The 20,860-nt window shown below is 32.0% G+C and carries 20 protein-coding genes; 15 read left to right on the top strand and 5 right to left on the bottom strand.

From position 1 onward, the window contains the following. The first annotated feature begins 55 nt into the window (after nucleotides 1–55). Together DK441_RS18855 and scpA are read left to right on the top strand one after the other, a co-directional pair. Nucleotides 56–682: a hypothetical protein gene (locus DK441_RS18855; protein WP_035096365.1), complete on the top strand. Its 627-nt coding sequence runs from the start codon at nucleotides 56–58 to the stop codon at nucleotides 680–682. Between the two features lie 121 nt (nucleotides 683–803). Then, complete coding sequence (scpA, locus tag DK441_RS18850; RefSeq protein ID WP_109852057.1) at nucleotides 804–2,933, top strand: methylmalonyl-CoA mutase; 2,130 nt, start codon at nucleotides 804–806, stop codon at nucleotides 2,931–2,933. 169 nt (nucleotides 2,934–3,102) lie between these two features. Here the strand turns inward: scpA and DK441_RS18845 are convergent, their stop codons facing one another. After that, on the bottom strand, nucleotides 3,103–4,824 hold the full coding sequence (locus DK441_RS18845; RefSeq protein ID WP_109852056.1) for a carboxypeptidase-like regulatory domain-containing protein: 1,722 nt from the start codon (nucleotides 4,822–4,824) through the stop codon (nucleotides 3,103–3,105). Nucleotides 4,825–5,035: 211 nt separating this feature from the next. On the opposite strand from DK441_RS18845, the gene DK441_RS18840 reads away from it, so the two are divergent. The 7 genes from DK441_RS18840 (at nucleotide 5,036) to DK441_RS18810 (ending at nucleotide 11,329) form a co-directional block, all read left to right on the top strand. Continuing rightward, entirely contained in the window at nucleotides 5,036–5,917 is an 882-nt protein-coding gene (locus tag DK441_RS18840; RefSeq protein WP_025666302.1) for an SDR family oxidoreductase, read from the top strand. Between the two features lie 140 nt (nucleotides 5,918–6,057). Further along, complete coding sequence (locus DK441_RS18835; protein WP_109852055.1) at nucleotides 6,058–6,822, top strand: ParA family protein; 765 nt, start codon at nucleotides 6,058–6,060, stop codon at nucleotides 6,820–6,822. 6 nt (nucleotides 6,823–6,828) lie between these two features. Then, complete coding sequence (locus DK441_RS18830) at nucleotides 6,829–7,743, top strand: ParB/RepB/Spo0J family partition protein (protein WP_109852054.1); 915 nt, start codon at nucleotides 6,829–6,831, stop codon at nucleotides 7,741–7,743. Then, a complete protein-coding gene (locus DK441_RS18825; RefSeq protein WP_235015789.1) occupies nucleotides 7,733–8,317 on the top strand; it encodes a DUF5683 domain-containing protein in 585 nt (194 codons plus the stop codon). The genes DK441_RS18830 and DK441_RS18825 overlap by 11 nt, the downstream gene beginning before the upstream one ends. A gap of 46 nt (nucleotides 8,318–8,363) precedes the next feature. Further along, a complete protein-coding gene (gene dapB / locus DK441_RS18820; RefSeq protein WP_109852053.1) occupies nucleotides 8,364–9,062 on the top strand; it encodes a 4-hydroxy-tetrahydrodipicolinate reductase in 699 nt (232 codons plus the stop codon). Nucleotides 9,063–9,116: 54 nt separating this feature from the next. Then, nucleotides 9,117–10,682 (top strand): signal peptidase I, encoded by a 1,566-nt coding sequence (gene lepB, locus DK441_RS18815; protein WP_109852052.1) that lies wholly within the window; start codon nucleotides 9,117–9,119, stop codon nucleotides 10,680–10,682. A 17-nt stretch (nucleotides 10,683–10,699) separates the two neighbouring features. Then, nucleotides 10,700–11,329, top strand: coding sequence for a WbqC family protein (locus tag DK441_RS18810; RefSeq protein WP_109852051.1), 630 nt, complete (start codon nucleotides 10,700–10,702; stop codon nucleotides 11,327–11,329). 216 nt (nucleotides 11,330–11,545) lie between these two features. Here DK441_RS18810 and DK441_RS18805 read toward each other — a convergent pair whose 3' ends face one another. After that, nucleotides 11,546–12,460, bottom strand: coding sequence for a hypothetical protein (locus tag DK441_RS18805; RefSeq protein ID WP_160112176.1), 915 nt, complete (start codon nucleotides 12,458–12,460; stop codon nucleotides 11,546–11,548). A 632-nt stretch (nucleotides 12,461–13,092) separates the two neighbouring features. Between DK441_RS18805 and DK441_RS18800 the strand changes: the two genes are divergently transcribed. From DK441_RS18800 to DK441_RS18775, 6 genes are all read left to right on the top strand, one after another. Next, complete coding sequence (locus tag DK441_RS18800; protein ID WP_109852049.1) at nucleotides 13,093–13,323, top strand: acyl carrier protein; 231 nt, start codon at nucleotides 13,093–13,095, stop codon at nucleotides 13,321–13,323. Beyond that, entirely contained in the window at nucleotides 13,302–14,495 is a 1,194-nt protein-coding gene (locus tag DK441_RS18795) for a cytochrome P450 (protein WP_109852048.1), read from the top strand. The genes DK441_RS18800 and DK441_RS18795 overlap by 22 nt, the downstream gene beginning before the upstream one ends. Nucleotides 14,496–14,573: 78 nt before the next feature. After that, nucleotides 14,574–15,959: an MBOAT family O-acyltransferase gene (locus DK441_RS18790; protein WP_109852047.1), complete on the top strand. Its 1,386-nt coding sequence runs from the start codon at nucleotides 14,574–14,576 to the stop codon at nucleotides 15,957–15,959. A 10-nt stretch (nucleotides 15,960–15,969) separates the two neighbouring features. After that, a complete protein-coding gene (locus tag DK441_RS18785; protein ID WP_109852046.1) occupies nucleotides 15,970–16,923 on the top strand; it encodes a hypothetical protein in 954 nt (317 codons plus the stop codon). An 83-nt stretch (nucleotides 16,924–17,006) separates the two neighbouring features. Beyond that, nucleotides 17,007–17,315 (top strand): DUF6122 family protein, encoded by a 309-nt coding sequence (locus DK441_RS18780; protein ID WP_109852045.1) that lies wholly within the window; start codon nucleotides 17,007–17,009, stop codon nucleotides 17,313–17,315. Between the two features lie 90 nt (nucleotides 17,316–17,405). Further along, complete coding sequence (locus tag DK441_RS18775; RefSeq protein WP_109852044.1) at nucleotides 17,406–18,182, top strand: M949_RS01915 family surface polysaccharide biosynthesis protein; 777 nt, start codon at nucleotides 17,406–17,408, stop codon at nucleotides 18,180–18,182. A 24-nt stretch (nucleotides 18,183–18,206) separates the two neighbouring features. Here DK441_RS18775 and DK441_RS18770 read toward each other — a convergent pair whose 3' ends face one another. Genes DK441_RS18770 through DK441_RS18760 form a run of 3 tightly spaced genes read right to left on the bottom strand, consistent with a single transcriptional unit; the run spans nucleotide 18,207 to nucleotide 20,860 of the window. After that, nucleotides 18,207–19,223: an endonuclease/exonuclease/phosphatase family protein gene (locus DK441_RS18770; RefSeq protein ID WP_109852043.1), complete on the bottom strand. Its 1,017-nt coding sequence runs from the start codon at nucleotides 19,221–19,223 to the stop codon at nucleotides 18,207–18,209. Between the two features lie 2 nt (nucleotides 19,224–19,225). Next, a complete protein-coding gene (locus DK441_RS18765; RefSeq protein ID WP_109852042.1) occupies nucleotides 19,226–20,104 on the bottom strand; it encodes a rhomboid family intramembrane serine protease in 879 nt (292 codons plus the stop codon). Between the two features lie 3 nt (nucleotides 20,105–20,107). After that, nucleotides 20,108–20,860: a rhomboid family intramembrane serine protease gene (locus tag DK441_RS18760; RefSeq protein ID WP_109852041.1), complete on the bottom strand. Its 753-nt coding sequence runs from the start codon at nucleotides 20,858–20,860 to the stop codon at nucleotides 20,108–20,110.

Here is a 20,860-nt window from a genome sequence, read left to right as displayed (position 1 = left end):
TCCCGACTGAATTATAAAATTAAGCCTATACATTAACATTACTAAATCTAAATCAATGCCCCTTAAGATTAGATCTAGAATTATAGTCATAACTTTATTGGTATGCATAAAGGTGACTTATTCTCAGTCTGGTTATGACTGCCTTAGTGTAGATGAAACCGGTATCATAAAAAAAGCATATGACTCTTTTGAGAATGACCTATTTACACATTATAAATTTGGTACAGACTCTATAAAAACTTACAGAACTTTCTTAGCCGAAGTTGCTAGTTTATCTCTTGACTTAAGAAAACTTCCCTCTGATAACTCTATTAAACTCGCTCGAGAATTCAAAAAAATTGCCAATAACAAAAACTCTCTTTGGATCAAATTAAGCGAATACGAAAATCAAGAAGCTATAAAAAAATCTACACCTACCACAACTAAAAAAAACGGAGAAGAAATCTTAATTTTCAATTATAGAGGTGGGTTTATTCAATGTCTTAAAAACACAAGTGACAGTGATGACTTTAAAGATATTGTCTCTACCCTCGAGGAGGATGGTAATGTAAGCACATCATTAATCTCGCAAAGAATCTATTATATTCCTGATAAAGAGTTTTGTGCAATAGAAATAAAAAACTTTATAGCCTTTGATGTATACTACTCTATCTTAATGGTTATCGAAAAGGCATTTAAGTAATTTTTACACTATTCTCAAAAAACTTAAACTTGAAACCGTTTTTTTTTAATAAAAATCGTTTTTAAAACCTTAATTTTATAGCCTTGTTAATTTATCATTTTTAAAAATGAGGCTTTGAGTAATGAATAGAAAAGACGTACAGCATATCCAATTACCAAAAGAAGCTATCCCTAATAGACAGCAGCAAATTTCTACATTTACTACTTCAGAAGGAGTTGATATAAAATCTTTTTACGAAAAAGAAGATATTAAAGATCTGGATCATCTTGATTTTTCTGCCGGGATTCCTCCCTATTTAAGGGGCCCATACTCAACAATGTATGTTCGTAGGCCTTGGACAATACGACAATATGCAGGGTTTTCTACGGCAGAAGAAAGTAATGCTTTTTATCGCAGAAACCTTGCAGCAGGGCAAAAAGGACTATCTGTAGCTTTTGATCTGGCTACACACCGTGGATATGACAGTGATCATGAACGTGTTTTTGGTGATGTAGGTATGGCAGGAGTAGCAATCGATACAGTAGAAGACATGAAAGTTTTATTTGATCAAATTCCACTCGATAAAATGTCTGTTTCTATGACTATGAATGGAGCTGTTTTGCCTATTATGGCATTTTATATTGTAGCTGCAGAAGAACAAGGTGTTGATAAAAATTTACTCTCAGGGACCATCCAAAATGATATCTTAAAAGAGTTCATGGTACGTAATACTTATGTATACCCTCCTACTCCATCTATGCGAATTATTGGTGATATTTTTAAATACTGTTCTAAGAATATGCCAAAATTTAATCCTATAAGTATCTCTGGATACCACATGCAGGAAGCAGGTGCTACCTGTGATATAGAATTGGCTTACACATTAGCAGATGGATTAGAGTATATTAGAAAAGGAATCGAAGCTGGTATGGATGTCGATTCATTTGCACCGCGTCTTTCTTTCTTTTGGGCAATTGGCATGAATCATTTTATGGAAATTGCTAAAATGCGTGCTGCACGCATGCTATGGGCCAAATTGATCCAACAGTTTAATCCAAAAAATCCAAAATCTTTAATGCTCCGTACGCATTGTCAAACCAGTGGATGGAGTCTTACCGCTCAAGATCCATTTAATAATGTGGCTCGTACATGCATAGAAGCAAGTGCTGCTGCCTTTGGTGGAACACAAAGTTTACACACCAATGCGCTCGATGAAGCCATTGCATTACCTACAGACTTTTCTGCGAGAATTGCTAGAAATACACAAATATACCTACAAGAAGAAACTCAAATCACCCGCACTGTAGATCCATGGGCAGGAAGTTATTATGTAGAATCTCTAACCAATGATATTGCTGAAAAAGCTTGGAAACTTATTGAAGAAGTAGAAGAACTGGGAGGAATGACCAAGGCTATTGAAGCAGGAATTCCTAAGATGAGAATAGAAGAAGCTGCCGCACGTAAACAAGCCAGAATCGATAGTGAGCAAGATGTAATCATAGGAGTTAATAAATTTAAATTAGAAGAAGAAGAGGCTATTAGTACTTTAAAAGTAGATAATCAAGCTGTGAGAACCCAGCAAATAGAAGGGCTTAACAAAGTAAAAGCTTCGAGAGATGAGCAGGCTGTACAAGATGCGCTAAAAAATTTAACCGTAGCAGCAACTAATGAGCATCAAAATTTGTTAGCTTTAGCCATAGAAGCAGCAAGACTGAGAGCTACTTTAGGAGAAATCAGTGATGCCTTAGAAAAAGAATTCGGAAGATACAAAGCAGAAATCAAATCATTTACAGGAGTGTATGCAAAAGAAATAAAAGATGATGCTTCTTTTAATAAAGCAAGAGAATTAGCAAATCAATATGCAAAATTAGAAGGTAGAAGACCAAGGATTATGATTGCCAAAATGGGGCAAGATGGGCATGATCGTGGCGCAAAAGTAGTTGCAACCAGTTATGCTGATGTAGGTTTTGATGTTGATATTGGTCCGCTATTTCAAACCCCGATTGAAGCCGCAAAACAAGCTGTAGAAAATGATGTACATATTGTAGGAGTATCTTCACTTGCAGGAGGGCACAAAACTCTGGTTCCTCAAATCGTAGAAGAGCTTAAAAAATATGGAAGAGAAGATATAATGGTTATTGTTGGTGGTGTAATACCACCCGATGATTATGATGTTCTCTTTGAAGCTGGAGCAGTTGCCATCTTTGGACCCGGAACAAAAATAAGTGATGCAGCAATCACCATCTTAGAGATTTTGATATCTACTTTTTAGAAAAAATGAACTACCTCAGAGCCATCGAGGTATCAGAAATAAGACCGCTTTGCTGCAAAACCAAGATTCTTTTATCTCGGCTCTTTAATCTTTATACAATATTTATTGATTAAAAATATTATTAATATGTAATCAAACTACTCATCAATTTTAATCACAAAAATAGTGGTCATAAATTCGGTTTAAAATTAAAAAGTTGTATTTTATAGTTGAGTTGGGTAAGTTTAAATACTCTAATTTCTTTGGTTTGATTTTTTCGACCCCAATTTCTGTATACTGTAGCTTTTAAATATGTAGGAGTATATTTTTTATTCCCTAAATAAGTAATATTAATAAGCCAGTCGCCTCCACTCGTATCATAAACAAAAAATTCTTCAGATGAATATCCTTTTGACTTTTGATCTGTAATACGGCTACTATTTTTTTCTAAAGAATTTTCATAAACAGAAGTCATTAATCTTGGATCCACAAATTCTAAATTGAATTCGGCCTCAGAAGTGTTCCATTCAAGAACAATACGAAGGTCACTTTCAGATGTATCTTCATTATCTTTTGGGATAAATGCTTCTTTTATTTCAGCAATTTCTTTTTTCTTCGAATATAAAGAGTGCATTTCACTGTAAACAATTTGTTCTATACCTTTATTTTCAAGTTTATGACCTCTTTTCAAATATCTAATATACATATCCCATCCCTTTCTATACTGTTTATTTTCTACATAAGCGTTGGCAAGATCTCTGAAAGACTGTGTATAAGATGGTCTTAGATGAATAATTTTGTCATAAATATTTACTGCTTTTGATTTTTCTCCCAATTCCTGATAGGTATATGCCAAAGCTTTAAGAGTCTCTGGATTTTTATCAAAGACCTTCTCCATGTCGTCCAAAACTTTTAAAGAAAGTTTCTTTTTTCCTTTTTTAATTCTGAAAAAATCAGAAACATCAAGATAAAAATCTGGTGAATTTTTATGTTTCGATAATAAACCTTTGTAGAGATCGTACAACTCATTGTCCGGTACAACATCTAGCTTTTTCATATATTCTGTATCGAAGAATCTACGTTTATAAGCCATTGCATCATATTCATATAAAGATTTCTTCGCCTCCTTTAATTCTTTTTTCCATCTTTTTTTTCTCGTTGTACTTTTTGTCCTTACAACAATCACACCTCCTGAACCCCTCATTCCATACTTAACAGTAGCAGCTGATGACTTTATTACAGCTATATAATCCACATCGGCAACATCAACATAAATAAGATCTTCTGTAACAAAACCATCGATATCCCATATTGCATAATTTTGGCTATTTATAGTTCTAGGTCTTAACCTAACTCTCTTATTCATTTCTATCCCATCCCATCCCTCACCATAAAAAATCACTCTACCACGCATTGCCTCAATAAGATCTGTAGCACCAAACCAGAGATCTTCCCCTTTTATAATATTAATATTATAAGGTGTGTTCCTTACATCAATATCTCCATTAACAGTTGAAATTTTTGATACTTTCGAAGGCTTTTCTTTTTCAGAAGGCTTTTCTTTTTTATTCCCCTTAACCAAAACCTCACTGAGTGAATTAACCTCTTTAACCATCTTAACATTTAGAAACTTAGTAACATCTTCTACTACTATTTCTATTTGTATCATTCCCACAAATGAAAACTGAATAATCTCTCTTTTGGAAGCTTCAATGAAATAATACCCTTTTTCATCCGTAACAGATTTTCGACTCCCATCTTTCACAGAAACATGAACATTTTGCAAAGGAATTTTATTATGTGTTACATAACCAGAAATCTTCCTTAAAGATGAAGATTGACCAAAAATAAAATTTCCGGCAACTAAAAAAAGTAAAACTGTTAATCTAATACTAGTATTTTTTGACCGCATTTGTTGAATGTTTTAACAAATTAGTGTTCATAGTGTGTCAAAAAAACTTCAAAAACAATACCACATCAATATTTATAACAAGCAATTAACAATAGTTTAAGATCATAATTAATAGTATTTTAGCTAAACATTAAAAAGAAAACAAAAATAAACTATGCATGCATAGTTTATAACTATAACTTGTTATCTTAGCAGAATACTGATACATATTATGAATTATAAAGATAAAATGCTTCGTGATGGAGCGCTAAAAGGAAAAAATATTGTTGTTACCGGCGGAGGTAGTGGATTAGGGAAATCTATGACGAGATATTTCCTAGAACTTGGAGCCAATGTAGCCATTACTTCACGTAATTTAGAAAAATTGCAAAACACAGCCAAAGAATTAGAATCAGAAACAGGTGGTACCTGTCTACCGGTGCAATGTGATGTTAGAGAATACGATCAAGTAGAGGCAATGAGAGATCAGGTTCTTGAAGCTTTTGGTTCGGTAGATGTGTTACTTAATAATGCTGCTGGGAATTTTATTTCTCCTACAGAGCGTTTATCACATCGTGCTTTTGATATCATTATTGATATTGTATTAAAAGGGACTAAAAACTGTACACTTGCTTTCGGAAAACACTGGATTGAAAACAAGTACAAAAATACCGTTGTTTTAAATATCGTAACGACATATGCCTGGACAGGTTCTGCATATGTGGTACCTAGTGCTACGGCAAAAGCAGGAGTTTTAGCAATGACCAGATCATTAGCTGTAGAATGGGCAAAATACGGGATGCGTTTTAATGCGATCGCTCCGGGTCCTTTTCCTACAAAAGGAGCATGGGATCGCCTTTTACCAGGAGATTTAAAAGACAAAATTGATATGGCAAAACAGGTACCTTTGGCTCGTGTAGGAGATCACCAGGAACTTGCCAATCTTGCAGCTTATCTGGTATCAGACTTTTCTGCCTATGTTAATGGTGAAGTCGTTACACTAGATGGTGGTGAATGGCTAAAAGGAGCTGGGCAATTTAATCTTCTTGAACAAATCCCTGAAGAAATGTGGGATCAACTAGAAGCAATGATTAGAGCAAAAAAAAATAAATAAGTATTTATTAACAATAATAGAAGTACGTTAGACCATCCTTAAAGGGGGATGGTCTTTTTTATTTCCTACTGTTAACATTTTTCATTTTTATAATATATAATAAATTGTATTTTTATCGCTATAAATCCAAATCTCCCCTTATGGGTAAAATAATAGCAATTGCAAATCAAAAAGGTGGTGTAGGTAAAACAACCACCTCTGTAAACTTAGCGGCTTCTCTAGGTGTTTTAGAGAAAAAAGTACTCCTGATCGATGCAGATCCACAGGCCAATGCGACTTCTGGACTAGGACTAGATGTTGAAAGTATTGAAAAAGGGACGTATCAAATTCTGGAGCATACTATAAATCCTGAAGATGCTATTTTAGAAACCAATTCTCCTAATGTGCATATTATCCCAGCACATATCGACTTGGTTGCAATAGAAATAGAGCTTGTTGATAAAGATCAACGTGAGTATATGATGAAAAAAGCAATTGAAGGGTTAAAGTCAAAATATGACTATATCCTTATTGATTGTGCACCTTCTCTCGGCTTGTTAACTCTAAATGCGTTAACTGCTGCTGATTCGGTAATGATTCCTATTCAATGTGAGTATTTTGCATTAGAAGGGCTCGGAAAACTTTTAAATACAGTAAAAAGCGTACAAAAAATCCATAATAAAAATTTGGATATCGAAGGGTTATTGTTAACGATGTATGATTCTAGATTAAGATTATCTAATCAAGTGGTAGAAGAAGTTCAAAAACACTTTAATGAAATGGTGTTTAAAACTATCATTCAGAGAAATATCCGTTTAAGTGAGGCGCCAAGTTACGGTGAAAGCATAATTAATTATGATGCTTCTAGTAAAGGTGCCAGTAATTACTTAAGTTTGGCACACGAAATTATTAAGAAAAATAGTTAAGGATTCATGGCGAAGGCAACCAAAAAACAGGCATTAGGAAGAGGATTATCGGCACTATTAAAAGATCCTGATAATGATATACAATCAGTAGAGGACAAAAATGCCGATAAAGTAGTTGGTAATATTATAGAATTGGATCTGGATAGTATAGATGTAAATCCATTTCAGCCTCGTACTAGTTTTAATGATGAAACATTACGAGAACTTGCAACCTCGATAAAAGAAGTTGGCGTTATACAGCCAATCACAGTTCGTAAATTAGATTTTGACAATTATCAGTTAGTAAGTGGAGAACGTCGTTTTCGAGCTTCAAAATTAGCTGGATTAAAGAAAATACCTGCATATATTCGTATTGCCAATGACCAGGAGTCATTAACAATGGCATTGGTAGAGAATATTCAACGACAGGATTTAGACCCTATTGAAATTGCCTTATCCTATCAGCGTCTTATCGATGAGATTAGTTTAACGCAAGAGCAATTAAGTGACAGAGTAGGAAAAAAAAGATCTACTATTGCTAATTATCTAAGATTACTAAAACTAGATCCTATTGTACAAACAGGTATGCGTGATGGTTTTATATCTATGGGACATGGTCGTGCTTTGATAAATATTGAAGATCAGCAACAACAACTGGATATATATGAAACTATTATAGGAAAATCATTATCTGTTCGTGATACCGAAAAAATAGTTAGATCTCTTAATGATAAAACAGGAGATACTCCAAATACCAAGGCTTCTTCTACTAATAATCAATTACCAAAACACATCGCCAAAGGACTTAAAGAATTCTCAGATTATTTTGGCGCAAAAATTGATATAAAAGTTTCTGGTAAAGGAAGTGGAAAACTTATTATACCATTTTCTTCTGAAGAAGATTTTAAACGCTTAAAGAAACTTATAGATAGTGAAGGTTAAATTCTTTTATATTATTTTTTTTGTACTACTTTCTATTCAAAATATTCTTTCTCAAGAAAATGAAGAATTAAAAGTTATTACAGAAGAAGTTCCTGTAAAAAAGAAAAAAAAGGAAAGGAAAGTACGTCCTTATGAGCCTCTGGCTCCAGCCAGGGCGGCATTTTATTCTGCAGTTCTACCAGGATTGGGGCAGGCATACACCAAAAAATATTGGAAAATCCCTATCGTATATGCAGCCTTAGGGACAGGTATTTATTTTTATATAGATAATAACAATAAGTATAATCGTTTTCGAGATATATACAAACGTAGATTGGCAGGTTTTACAGATGATGAGTTTCCAAATATCACAAATGATCAATTAATATCATTACAAGAACGCTTTCGTCGGGATAAAGAGCTATCACTATTAATAACGGTAGGAGTTTATCTTCTAAATATTGTAGATGCAAATGTTACGGCTCACTTACTACAATATAATGTAACCGAAGATCTCTCGTTTAAACCTAAAATAAATTTTAACGAGTTTGATACCAGACCAAATTATGGTGTATCACTCAACTATAGTTTTTAAGAAGTACTAATCCTTAAGAGCTTAGTGAATTAATATCAACCAAAACATGAAAATCGCACTACTAGGATATGGGAAAATGGGTAAAACCATAGAAAAGATTGCAATAGAAAGAGGCCATACCATAGTACTTAAAGTAGATAAAGATGATACCACATATGATCTTTCTGAAGCAGATGTTGCTATAGATTTTAGTATTCCTGGCGCAGCAGTAAATAATATTACCAATTGTTTTAATGCAAATGTTCCTGTAGTCTCCGGAACAACAGGGTGGTTAGATCATTATGATAATATTCTTAAGTTATGTAACGAAAAAAAGGGAAGTTTTATTTATGCTTCGAATTATAGTTTGGGCGTAAATTTATTTTTTGAGCTTAATAAAAAACTTGCCAAGATGATGAATCCTTTAGAAGGATATACTATAGCTATGGAAGAGATTCATCATACCGAAAAACTGGACGCTCCAAGTGGTACTGCGATAACACTCGCTGAAGGAGTTATTCAAAATACTGATAAAAAAGCATGGCAACTGGATCAAGGTGATGAAAACACCATCCCAATTGTTGCAAAAAGAATTGATAAGGTTCCTGGTACCCATACTATAACATACTCTTCTCTTGTTGATGATATAGAAATTAAACATACAGCACATAATCGTAATGGTTTTGCGTTGGGTGCAGTTGTAGCAGCCGAATGGTTAAAAGACAAAACCGGAGTTTATGGTATGAAAGATGTGTTAGGCTTATAAAAAAGTGTAACGCTTTACTAAGAAAAGGTACTTATATTAAAAATATATTTAAAGATGATACTTACAGAGTGGTTTATTTTTTTTCTGATACTACAGGTTATTCATTTTCTGGGAACCTGGAAATTATATGTTAAAGCGGGTAGAAAAGCATGGGAAGCTCTCATCCCCGTATATAATGCTGTAATTTTAATGAAAATTATAAATCGCCCATGGTGGTGGGTGATACTATTATTTATCCCTGTAATTAATGTTATTATGCTACCTGTTATTTGGGTAGAAACGATACGAAGTTTTGGTAAAAACTCTACAACAGATACTATCCTGGTTATCGTTACTCTTGGATTTTATATCTTTTATGTAAACTACATGCTCGATGTAACCTATATTGAAGATCGGGATCTAAAACCAAGAACTGCTACAGGAGAATGGGTTAGTTCGATTCTATTTGCTATTGTTGCCGCAACTATAGTACATACTTATTTTATGCAACCCTATACCATTCCTACTGGTTCTTTAGAAAGAACATTATTGGTAGGAGATTTCTTATTTGTAAGTAAGTTTCATTATGGCGCTCGTACTCCTATGACAGCAGTATCTTTTCCTATGGTTCATGATACAATCCCTTTGGTACGAACCAAATCATATACTAACAAACCGCAATACCCATATTTTAGACTACCTGGTTTTCAAAAAATCAAACGTAATGATATTGTAGTGTTTAGCTGGCCAATAGATACTGTAAATGCTTTTCAGCAATATAGCGATGGAAAATATCATTATAAGCCTATAGATAAAAAATCTAATTATGTAAAACGTTGTGTAGGTATTCCCGGAGATTCTTTGGCTGTAGTAGATGGTTTTGTTCATATTAACGGAAAACAAACTAAATTACCAGAACGAGCACAATTACAGTTTTCATATTCTGGAACTACAAAAGGTAGTAGTTTCAACCTTCAAAATTTATACAACCGCTATAAAATAAAGCAGAACGAGTTTGGATATAACAATTCACAATTTAGTGCTGCAGGAATGACCGAGGAAGCTGCTTCTCGATTTAAAAATCATCAAAACGTAGCAAGTATACAGCGAAATGTGTCTACTATAAAAGATCCTAAAATCTTTCCTAATAATGGTAAGGTGAACTGGAATTCGGATAATTTTGGCGCAATTTATATTCCTGAAGCTGGTAAAACTGTGAAAATGGATCTCAAAAGTTTTTCTCTTTACAGAAGAATTATAGAAGTCTATGAAGGTTCTGAAATGGGAATTGACAATAAACTATCTGTAAATGGTACGCAAGTACTCCTTAATGGACAACCTATAGATAGCTATACTTTTAAACAAGATTATTACTGGATGATGGGAGACAATCGTCATAATAGTGAGGATAGCCGTGTATGGGGCTATGTTCCTGCCAATCATGTTGTAGGAAAGCCTGTTTTTGTATGGTTTAGCTGGGATTCTAATGCTAAAGGACTTTTTAATAAAATACGATGGGAACGTATGTTCACTACTGTTGGAGGAAGTGGAAAACCAGTGTCCTATTTTAAATATTTCCTTATTGTTTTAGCTGGCTGGATTATCTATAACCAATACCGCAAGAGGAAAAAAGGAGCTTAACACTCAGTAGTATAAAATTGAAAGCATCTCTACTCCATCCTACGTATTTTGGATCTATATTACAATATGTAGCTATAGCCCAATCTGATACTGTTGTTTTTGAAAATGAAGATAATTATCAAAAACAAACCTATCGTAATCGTACTTATGTCTATGGAGCAAATGGTAAGCTTTTATTATCTATTCCTATTAAACATAGTCAAAAGCAAGAAAGGAAATTATATAGAGATGTTCGCATAGAGAACGATTTTCAGTGGCAAACACTACATTGGAAATCTCTTGAAACCGCTTACAGAACTTCACCGTTTTTCGAGTATTATGAAGATGAATTTGTTCATTTATTTGAAAAACCCAGAGAATTTCTTCTGGATTTTAATTATGAGTGTATACAGGTTGTATTAGATTGCCTCCAATTAGATATTTCTTTTTCTAAAACCACAACATATGATAAAACCCCCAAAGAAACTACTGATTTGCGAGGTCTGGTGAATGCAAAAAAAGAAAAATCAGACGCTCTTCAGCCATACATTCAGGTTTTTGAAGATAAACATGGTTTTATTCCTAACCTTTCTATTTTGGATTTGATATTTAACGAAGGTACCAATGCCCTAACCTACCTGGAGCATCAATCTATTTTTAATCAATAATACGCGATATCCTATATCCTGTTTTGTATTTATAGTGTCAGATAGATTCGTAAAACGTAAGGGATTCTATACATGATAAGGATAATTACGTTTTTACATGGTATAAAATGAATAATCCTTGCATATGTAATGCAAGGATTTTAATCAGAAGTAACTTTTAGTAATTTCATATAAAACCTCACAGGCCTCTAAGACGACATGTAAGGTTTATCAATATTATTTAGTTGTTTCTACGAACTTTTTATATTCTTTGCTAGTTCCCTCTCCTTTAGCAATCTTTTGGATTTCATTAAAATGAGACATTAGATGATTCATAAAATCTTCTTCTTGTTTTGATAATCCCTCATATAATTCTGGATGTTGAGTCTTGTACCCGCTAATATCATAATAATAATTTCCTTGCCCTATAAGATACCAATATCTTGATAAAAGATTATACACTTTATCCCATCCTAAAAATCCTTTAGAATTAGCATAATATCCTGTATAGAATCCTAATTTCGCGGCAGCTTGTCTTTCTGTTTTTGATCCATGAGAACCGCCTGCAGGGCTACCTATATTATAAAAATTTGTAAATGCATTAGAAGCTTGCGACCAGGTAATTGCCTGCCCTACATCACTAGCTAGCCAGTATCCTGCAAAAAAATCTGCTCCTATTTCTTTATTCTTACCGCTTGCCCAGTACCAATTATTACTGAATTGCAAAATATGACCAAACTCATGTGCAATTATTGATTTTGCAGTATAAGCATCGTAGTTATTAAGCATACTGTTCCACCAGGTTTCTCCTATAAATACTCGCATTGGATTAGAATATGCATACATATTGTTAGTGTTTGCTCCTCGCCAATTATAAACGGTTGGATTTACACCAAAAAACCATTTTAGATTTGTTACCGACCATTCGATAAATTCTTGCCCTTGTGGCATTTTGTAAGTATTGTATGCCCCATAATACCCTGTATTAAATGGTGTTACAGCAGCGGCTCCGATAAGATTTTCATCTTCAAGTTCAAAAGCAATTATATTTTGATCTTCATTAGTAGTAGTTTGATCTTCTTTCTCTTCGCAAGAGATAAAAGTTAAGCCCATGATGGCGCAAAAAATTATTGATTTTAAAATAGTTTTCATGATAAGCTGAGTTTTTAATTTAATCGAAATAAATGTCTTAGCAAATAGTCAATTAAATCATAGTGTTAAAAATGTAATTATTTAATCAATTCGATTACAACATGTTATTTACATCATTAAAATGTTAAATAATCGTAAACAACACAGCCAAACATATAAAATATTATATTTCACAATTATGCTTCTATTTCAAATTTTATCATATTCCGAAGAAGATTCTGACAAACGTTATTTTTGTGTTAATTTCCGAATAAAACACACGTTTTTTCAAATTTCACTTGAGACTACTACGCATTTTATATCAAATTTTACTTATGATTAACACATTAAACAATACATCAATGATAGTATTTTGATGTAATAACGTCTCGATAGAGCCTGTATTAAGCAAAGTTGAAATGCTCGAGATGACAGGAGGCAAAATGTACCACATAAACGTTTTTTTTAAATACATTTAAAAAGCTATTTAATATGCGACTCTAAAAAAAGACTACTCTTAAAGCTATTGTATTTACTATTATATTTTAGAATATAATTACAGTTTTTTTCTACAAGACAAATTATATTTGGTTATTTTAATATCTAGAATTTCTTAATCTATATTTGCCGACCAAAAAACATCAAACTACAATATGAATATAAAATTATGGCTTCAGGAAAAAATCGCTGAAGAGACTGAATTACCTATCAACGAAATATCTTGTGACCTAGAATTTGTTAACTTCAATATGGATTCTCTATCTATTTTAACCTTGGCTTTTGATTTAGAATCAAAACTGAATATAGGAGAAATTGACCCAACCCTTTTTTCTGAATACAATACAATTAACAAACTTGTTACATGGGTCGAGAATCAAAAATAATTTGGAATCCATACACTAAGGGATATTTTGATAATCCATACCCCCACCTAAAGCAATGTAGAGAAGAAAACCCAATTCATAAAGGAGTGCATAACGAATTTATATTTTTCAAGTATAGAGATGTTAGCAAAATTCTTCGTTCAAATGATTTTAGTGTATCTGAGCTTAGTTCATATCTACAAACGAAAGAGCCATACATATTTAAAAACACAAGTACATGTCCATATTTGTCAAAAGGAACTCAAAAATGGCCTATGTATTTAAATGGTGATGAACATAAAAACTTAAGAGCTGTAATGGGTAAATCATTAAAAGAATTTGAGTTAAATCAAGTTATAAAAGAGTCTCTTGCTATCTTAAATGATCATTACAAAAATTCAATTACTATTGATTTGGTAAAGTATTGTGCGTATTTTATTTTTTTAATTACCGAAAAACTTTTTGGCATTAAAGATTTTGAAAGTTTTGAGAACATTAAAAAATACTCAAATATGCTTGCTAGAAGTCAGGATTTATTTATTCCGAAACAAATATATAAAGAAATTAATTCGTGGTTTTTATGGGGTAAAGACATTTTTCATGACTCAAAATACAAAGAGAATATTAGGTTTTTTGCTAATAAATTAGATATAGAATATACAGACGAAGATATCTATTCAATTATGTCTATTTCTGTAATGGCTGCTTTTGAAACCTCAAAAGACAACCTTACTATGGCTTTATTTGAAATAATAAGGGATCAAAAATTAATAAATTATGTATTACATAATGACACTAAAGAGTTAAATCTTTTGATTGAAGAATTATTCAGATTTTCCTCTCCTCTACAATACACCGTAAGAGTAAACAATGAAGTTATAGAATACAATGATATCGTTATCCCCGCTAAATCAAAATTATACCTGTGCTTAGCTAGTGCAAATCGTGATCCAGAAAATTTCACAGACCCAGATAAGGTAACCCCCAATAGAACTCCAAATGAACATTTGGCTTTTGGTGGTGGAAATCACTTTTGTTTGGGAGCGCAGATATCACGACAAGAAATGAGATATTGTCTAAAACCTATGATTAGTTTTTTGAAAGATTTTACAATAGACAATACTCAATCAACAAAGTGGGCAAGGCAAATTTTTATGCGAACTGCAAGTTCTTTATCAATAAAATTGAAATAAGATAAACTATAATATTCTTGTACATATGCAAAACGTAAACATCAAAATATATCCTAATATTTTTAGAAAACACACTAAATGGTAGAGTTTAATTTACTACTAATCATTTTATACATTGCCTGTTCTATAGTTCTTCTAGCTTTATTCAAAAAAGAAAATAAATGGAAAGCTCTTTTGATAACAAGTTTAGTTTTTTACTACATATTAGTTGGTTATAAAATATTGTTTTTAATATTGCTTGCCTATATTATATTTAGATTAGGTTTTGTAATACAACGTAATCTTTCAAAAATCAGATTAGGAGTGCTTTGTATATTAATCCCCTTAATTATATACAAAACAACTGGTACAGGTTTTCATTTTGAAAATTATACTTCTAAAGATTTTCAAATTTTAGAAGTACTTAGATGGTCATCCTTATTTCAAATAATTGGTCTTTCTTATTTCACTTTTAATGGAATAAGTTATTTGATAGACATCAAAAGAAAATACATCAAACCAGAAAAAAACTTTTTTTTAGTCCTGTTATACTTAATCTATTTCCCAACCATATTTTCAGGGCCATTACATAGGGCTAAATATCTAATTCCGCAATTTAAAAACATTTCTATTTCGGATACCTCTATTTCAAAAGGAATGCGATTAATACTCTGGGGTTTGTTTAAAAATATGGTTATTGCTCAAAGAATATTTATTTTAATAAATGTATTATCGAACTCAGAAATTAGTGGTCCTTACTATTTAATTTTAGGATTACTTTTCTTTTTCTATCTCTATTGTAATTTTAGTTCATTTATTGATTTTTTTCAAGGTATCTCTCAAATTTTTGGTATTCAACTTAAAGATAATTTTCGTAATCGTGTATATTTTTCTTCTTCAAGACAGCAATTCTGGAGAGGGTGGCACATCACGCTAAATGAATGGTTTAGAGATTATTTTTTCTTTATACTAGCAAAATATGATAAAAAAAGAAAATACACGTATCTATTACTACTAATCACTTTCATACTAATTGCTTTATGGCACGAATTTACTCTTACCTTATTAATATGGGGGATTTGCAATGGATTATGGATTATACTTGAAAAAAAAGTAAACTTGCAAAGATTACCATATCCCAAAGTAAGAAAAGTCACCGGATATATTTACCACCTATTATTTTCATGCATTCTCGCATTAATATTTATTTCTCCAGATTTGATGTATCTAATTAAGACAATTTTTATAAATTCTGCATCCGTTCCAAAAGAAATCATTTACCGGCAAACAAACAATATAGCAATAATAATCTTTGCTTTCATCATCATGGATTATCATTATAGCAAAGCAGGAAACAAGAGGTTTGATGAGTATTTACAAAGTAAATCTTTATTTAATCGCTGGTTTATTTATATCAAACTTACCCTGATAATTTTAGTTTTTAGCTTAAATGCAGGAGTAGATAATTATTATACCCTTTTTTGATATACATAGTATGAAAACTAAAAAAACCATTATAAAACTAATTGCTTTAGGAACAATAGTATTGTCTACAATACTATTGTTAAAAAAAGACACCTTTTATAGTGATACTAACTATTTTGCCAGTATTGCAAATGAAATATCCAATATCAAGGGAATTTCATATCATTTTATTGGCTCTAGCAGAGTACAACAAAGCATTAACCCAAAAATACTTAAAGAACATTTTGGTAATAGAAATATAAACAATTTAGGAATTAATGGTTCAACTTTTTTAAGCAATTGCATCCTAGCTGATTTCTTGATGAAAGAAAAAACTTCAAAAGTATTATTTATTGAATTATCACCATTAAAGCAAGAATTACCTAGTGGTTTTATTAAATTTTCTAAGGAAGCAAATATTAATATCCTAAAAACCATTGATAAATTGGCTAAAAATGAAAGTTTTCGAAAAAGATTATTACTTAAACTTAATATATTAAATTACCTCTTTTTTAAAAAAATTTCAGTGAAAGAAGATGTAAGAAGGATGCTTAGTCAAAATGATGATGATAAAGGGAATATAAAAGAAATGGGGTTTATTTCTTTAAATGAAAGTAACTTTAATTCAACATCTCCTTTTATCTCTTATGAAGAAATTAATTCTCCTTCAACAAAAAACAAGAATTTAACCTCTTACCAAAATTATATTAATTATTTATTAGAACTAAGTAGTGAGAATAATTCTAAAATAATTTTCTTTTTACCCATTACATATAGAAACGAAAAGGAAAAAAACATTGTAATTCCATTATACCATTCACTGCCAGACAGCTTGAAAATAAAATATTCTAAGTCTTTTTTAGATAGTATGGTTAACTCCAAATATTTATCAGATGAGAATCATTTAAATAGTTTAGGAGCAAAAAAATATACGAACTTACTTTCTCATCTGATAGAAAGTTCTTTTTTTCTAAAAAAACAATAACCTATTTATAAGTAATACCTCATTAAAAGTACTTTTATTAATTTATGGATTTACTTCTCTCTAAATAAGTTAAATTGACTAATATGATTCGACCTATAATACATTACGGCTTTCATCTCATACTCCCTTTACTAATCGCATTACTCTTCTTTCCCAAACAGTGGAAGAAGGTTTATTTTCTGTTTATAGCAGCTATGCTAATCGATATCGATCATATTTTAGCCGATCAAATTTTTGACCCTAATCGGTGTAGTATTGGATTCCATCCTTTACATAGTTATTATGCTATTACGGCATATGGAATTATGTTATTTTTTTCTAAAACGAGAATTATCGGATTAGCTCTACTATGGCATATTCTTACAGATCTGCTTGATTGCTGGATGATGTAAAAAATAGCTTATACATTCCATTTTAGAAAATATTGATTACATTTAGTATAGAACTGGTGCTAATAAACTGCTTTTAATCTATTTTTTTCTATGAACAAATTTCTATTTTTTATCGTAATTGTTAGCTTATTTTCTTGTGGAAAACAAACAAAAGACTCCAATAATAATACTGAGCAACAAGCAACAAAAGAAGATTCTACCATCAAAGTAGAGCTTAAAAGATCTGATTCTATTTCATATGATCCCCAAATTGCCCGTAAGCTTTCCAACAAGGAAATCACATCTACTTTTACCAAAAGAGTAAGAAGACAGTTAGACATTGAATATCCTATTCATCAGGCATATTCATATAAAGATGATTCAGGAGAAAACTATCTGTTATTATCAGAACGTTTCAAAGAAACAGATGAAAAAAATGACTCCTTGTATAATCAGATAAAAGTACTTAACCTCTCTTATAAAAGTAATAAGTTTAAAAAAAGGTCTGCCCTAAAAGATGACATAGACAAAGACTGGGAATCATCGATTGGGTTTTGGAATACATACTCAGAAATATCTGACATAGACAAGGATGGCCTAGCAGATCTTATATTGGTTTATGGCACTATGGGTCAAGATGGATATACAGATGGCAGAGTAAAGATTATTATCTATCATAACAAAAGAAGAGTAACCATTAGACATCAGAATAGTGATTATGATGGAAGATTAACCAAAATCAGTCAAAAATTCTATGGATTGCCGCAACCAATACAACAAGCCGTACAAGAAAAAATGAGGTTAATGATGAACAACAAACATGCAGTTTTCTATAAAGATTGGGAAGCAGAAATGAAGAATTACTCGACTAGTATTGATGGGTTATAGCATCAGACACTTACGTTTTCTATGCTAAAACTTTATTTTTGATAGTATTGGATAATGATCTGAAAGTTCTAGATCAAAACTTTGAAATCCCTGTACTTCAAACTCTTCGGGCACTAAAATAAAATCAATTCTGGCTGGAAATAATTCGAACTTAAAAGTTTTACCAAATCCTTTTCCTGCTTTCTTAAAAGTATCCTGAAGGTTTTCTGATCTAATTTTATCGTACACATATGAATATGCAGTATTATTAAAATCACCCATCACAATATTTCTATACGGAGAAGATTTCATATGCTCGATGAGTTGTTCTGTCTGAGTTTGTTGCCTTTTAAAAGATACTCCAATGCGTTTTAATAATTTTTGAGAATCTGCTTTAGCCAGATCGTCTGTTTTAGAACTAATTCTATGGGATTGTAAATGAATATTATATATCCTAATCGTATCCTTAGGAAATGCCACATCTGCAAAAATCACATTGTTGGCCGTATTCTCAAAATTTAAAGACCCTTTATTAATAAATGGATATTTTGAAAAGATCACCAATGCCAACTCCCGACTATTGTGATTAAAATACTCATACTTATTTGAATATTGACTAAAATCGATATCTGGATTATTATAATACTCCTGAGCGCAAAACACATCTGGATTTTGGTCTTTCACCAGTTTTGAAATATCCTGAGGGATTGTTTCTGAAGTTATCCAAAAAAAACGATTAAAGCTATGCACATTATAACTCATTAATGAAATACCATCCTCGATCTCATCAGCCGATTTTCCTCTTAATTTATATAATGAAGACACATGAGAAATACCAAGAATTAGCGCAACAAGAGAAAGTATTCCTTTTTTATTGAGTTGTACTGCCCAAAATAACAGAAACAATACATTAATCACAATTAGTATGGGTACTGCCAAACTTAGAACCGATAATAGCGGAAACATTTTTGGAGAAACATAAGGCAATAAATAAGATAGTAATAAGGCAAAAGCTGCCATAGCGTTCATCAAAAAGACGATCTTGCTAATTACTTTCCTCATAATTACTCCTTCCCTGCTTTAAACAAAAAATCTTTCTCTTCTTTGGTTAAGCTATCATATCCACTTTTACTAATTTTATCCAAAATAGCATCGATTTGTTTCTGATTAGGGGTTTTGGTTGCAGAAGTCACTGTTTTTTTAGGAGCTCTTTTATGAGTTTTTGATTTATGAACTGTCTTTAACGGGCTTTTCTTTTTAGGAGTAAACATAGCACTTAATCCATCCATTAGTTTTTCGAACCAGGCGCCGATATCATTTCCTTTTTTAAGTTGAATTGCATACATATACCCGAATAAAGCACCACCTAAATGAGCGATCAATCCACCTGCGTTACCAGAGGTAGGGATTTGAATTAGATCAGAAAGTACTACAAACACTCCTATCTGCCATAACTTAACATTAAAAACAAAGATTCGTACTTCAGAATTTGGTGTATATGCTGCAATAAAAATCATAATAGCACGAACTGCTGCCGAGGCACCGATTAGATATGCTAATGTGTTATTTAAAACCGGAAACAGGTTATATGCCAGCACAAATAATAATCCTCCGCAGATAGCACCTAGTACGTAAATCGTGAGAAATCTTTTTTCGGTAAATAAGTTTAAAACATATTGCCCAAACCAGTATAGCACCAGCATATTCCAGAAAATATGCCAAAAATCAAAATGCAAAAAACTATACGTGAGCATACTCCAGGGTTGTATGATCAACGATCCAGGATCAACAGGTAAAACAAACCACTCCATCAAAGCACCTGGGCTGGTTTTAAAAATCCAGGATCCTAGTGTAGCGAATAAAAATAAGGCTACATTAATCACAATAAGCTTAATGATTACATTAGCTGTTTTAAACTGATATGATAGATTATTAGTTGTCATCGATTAATACCACCGTTTATCATTGAACGAATTCTTTTTCCAATACCACATGGTAACAAACCCAATTACAGCACCACCTATATGTGCCCAATGCGCTACATTAGAAGGGCCTAAAATTGCTTGCCCTGTTATTCCACCATAAAGATCTAATAAAAAATAGCCTCCTATCAAATATTTTGCTTTAATAGGAATGGGAATAAAAATTATGTATAATGGTAAATTAGGATATAGTACTGCAAATGCTGCTAATATTCCAAAAATAGCACCCGAAGCTCCTACCATAGGCGTCACATAAGCTCCAATCATCCTCTCAGTAACTTCTTGTGGTATATTAGGGTACACTTTATATTGACCAGACGCAACAGTATCTTGTATAAATTTACCAACTTCTACAGGAGTAAAACCTGCATCTAAATATGCCTGATATCCTGGGGTAAACTGAAAATATGAAAATAAAATTTGAAAACCTACCGCACCAAGACCTGAAAAAAAGTAGATAAAAAGAAATTTTTTCTGGCCAATAGAATTTTCAAGATGGCTTCCGAACATGTACAAAGCGAACATATTAAAAAAGATATGTCCTGCATCTGCATGCATAAACATATGGGAAACAATTTGCCATATCTGAAAATTATCATTTTTAGGAAACCAGAGTGCAAACCATTCAAAAGCATTATTTCCCAGAGATAAAGACCCTACAAAAAAAATGACATTAATAATTAATAACCCTTTTACTGTATCTGTAATTCTCCCCAT

This window comes from Aquimarina sp. AU58 (genome assembly GCF_900312745.1).
In the GTDB taxonomy this organism is placed as follows: Bacteria; Bacteroidota; Bacteroidia; order Flavobacteriales; family Flavobacteriaceae; genus Aquimarina; species Aquimarina spinulae.
This window is presented reverse-complemented; position numbering and strand designations above follow the sequence as displayed.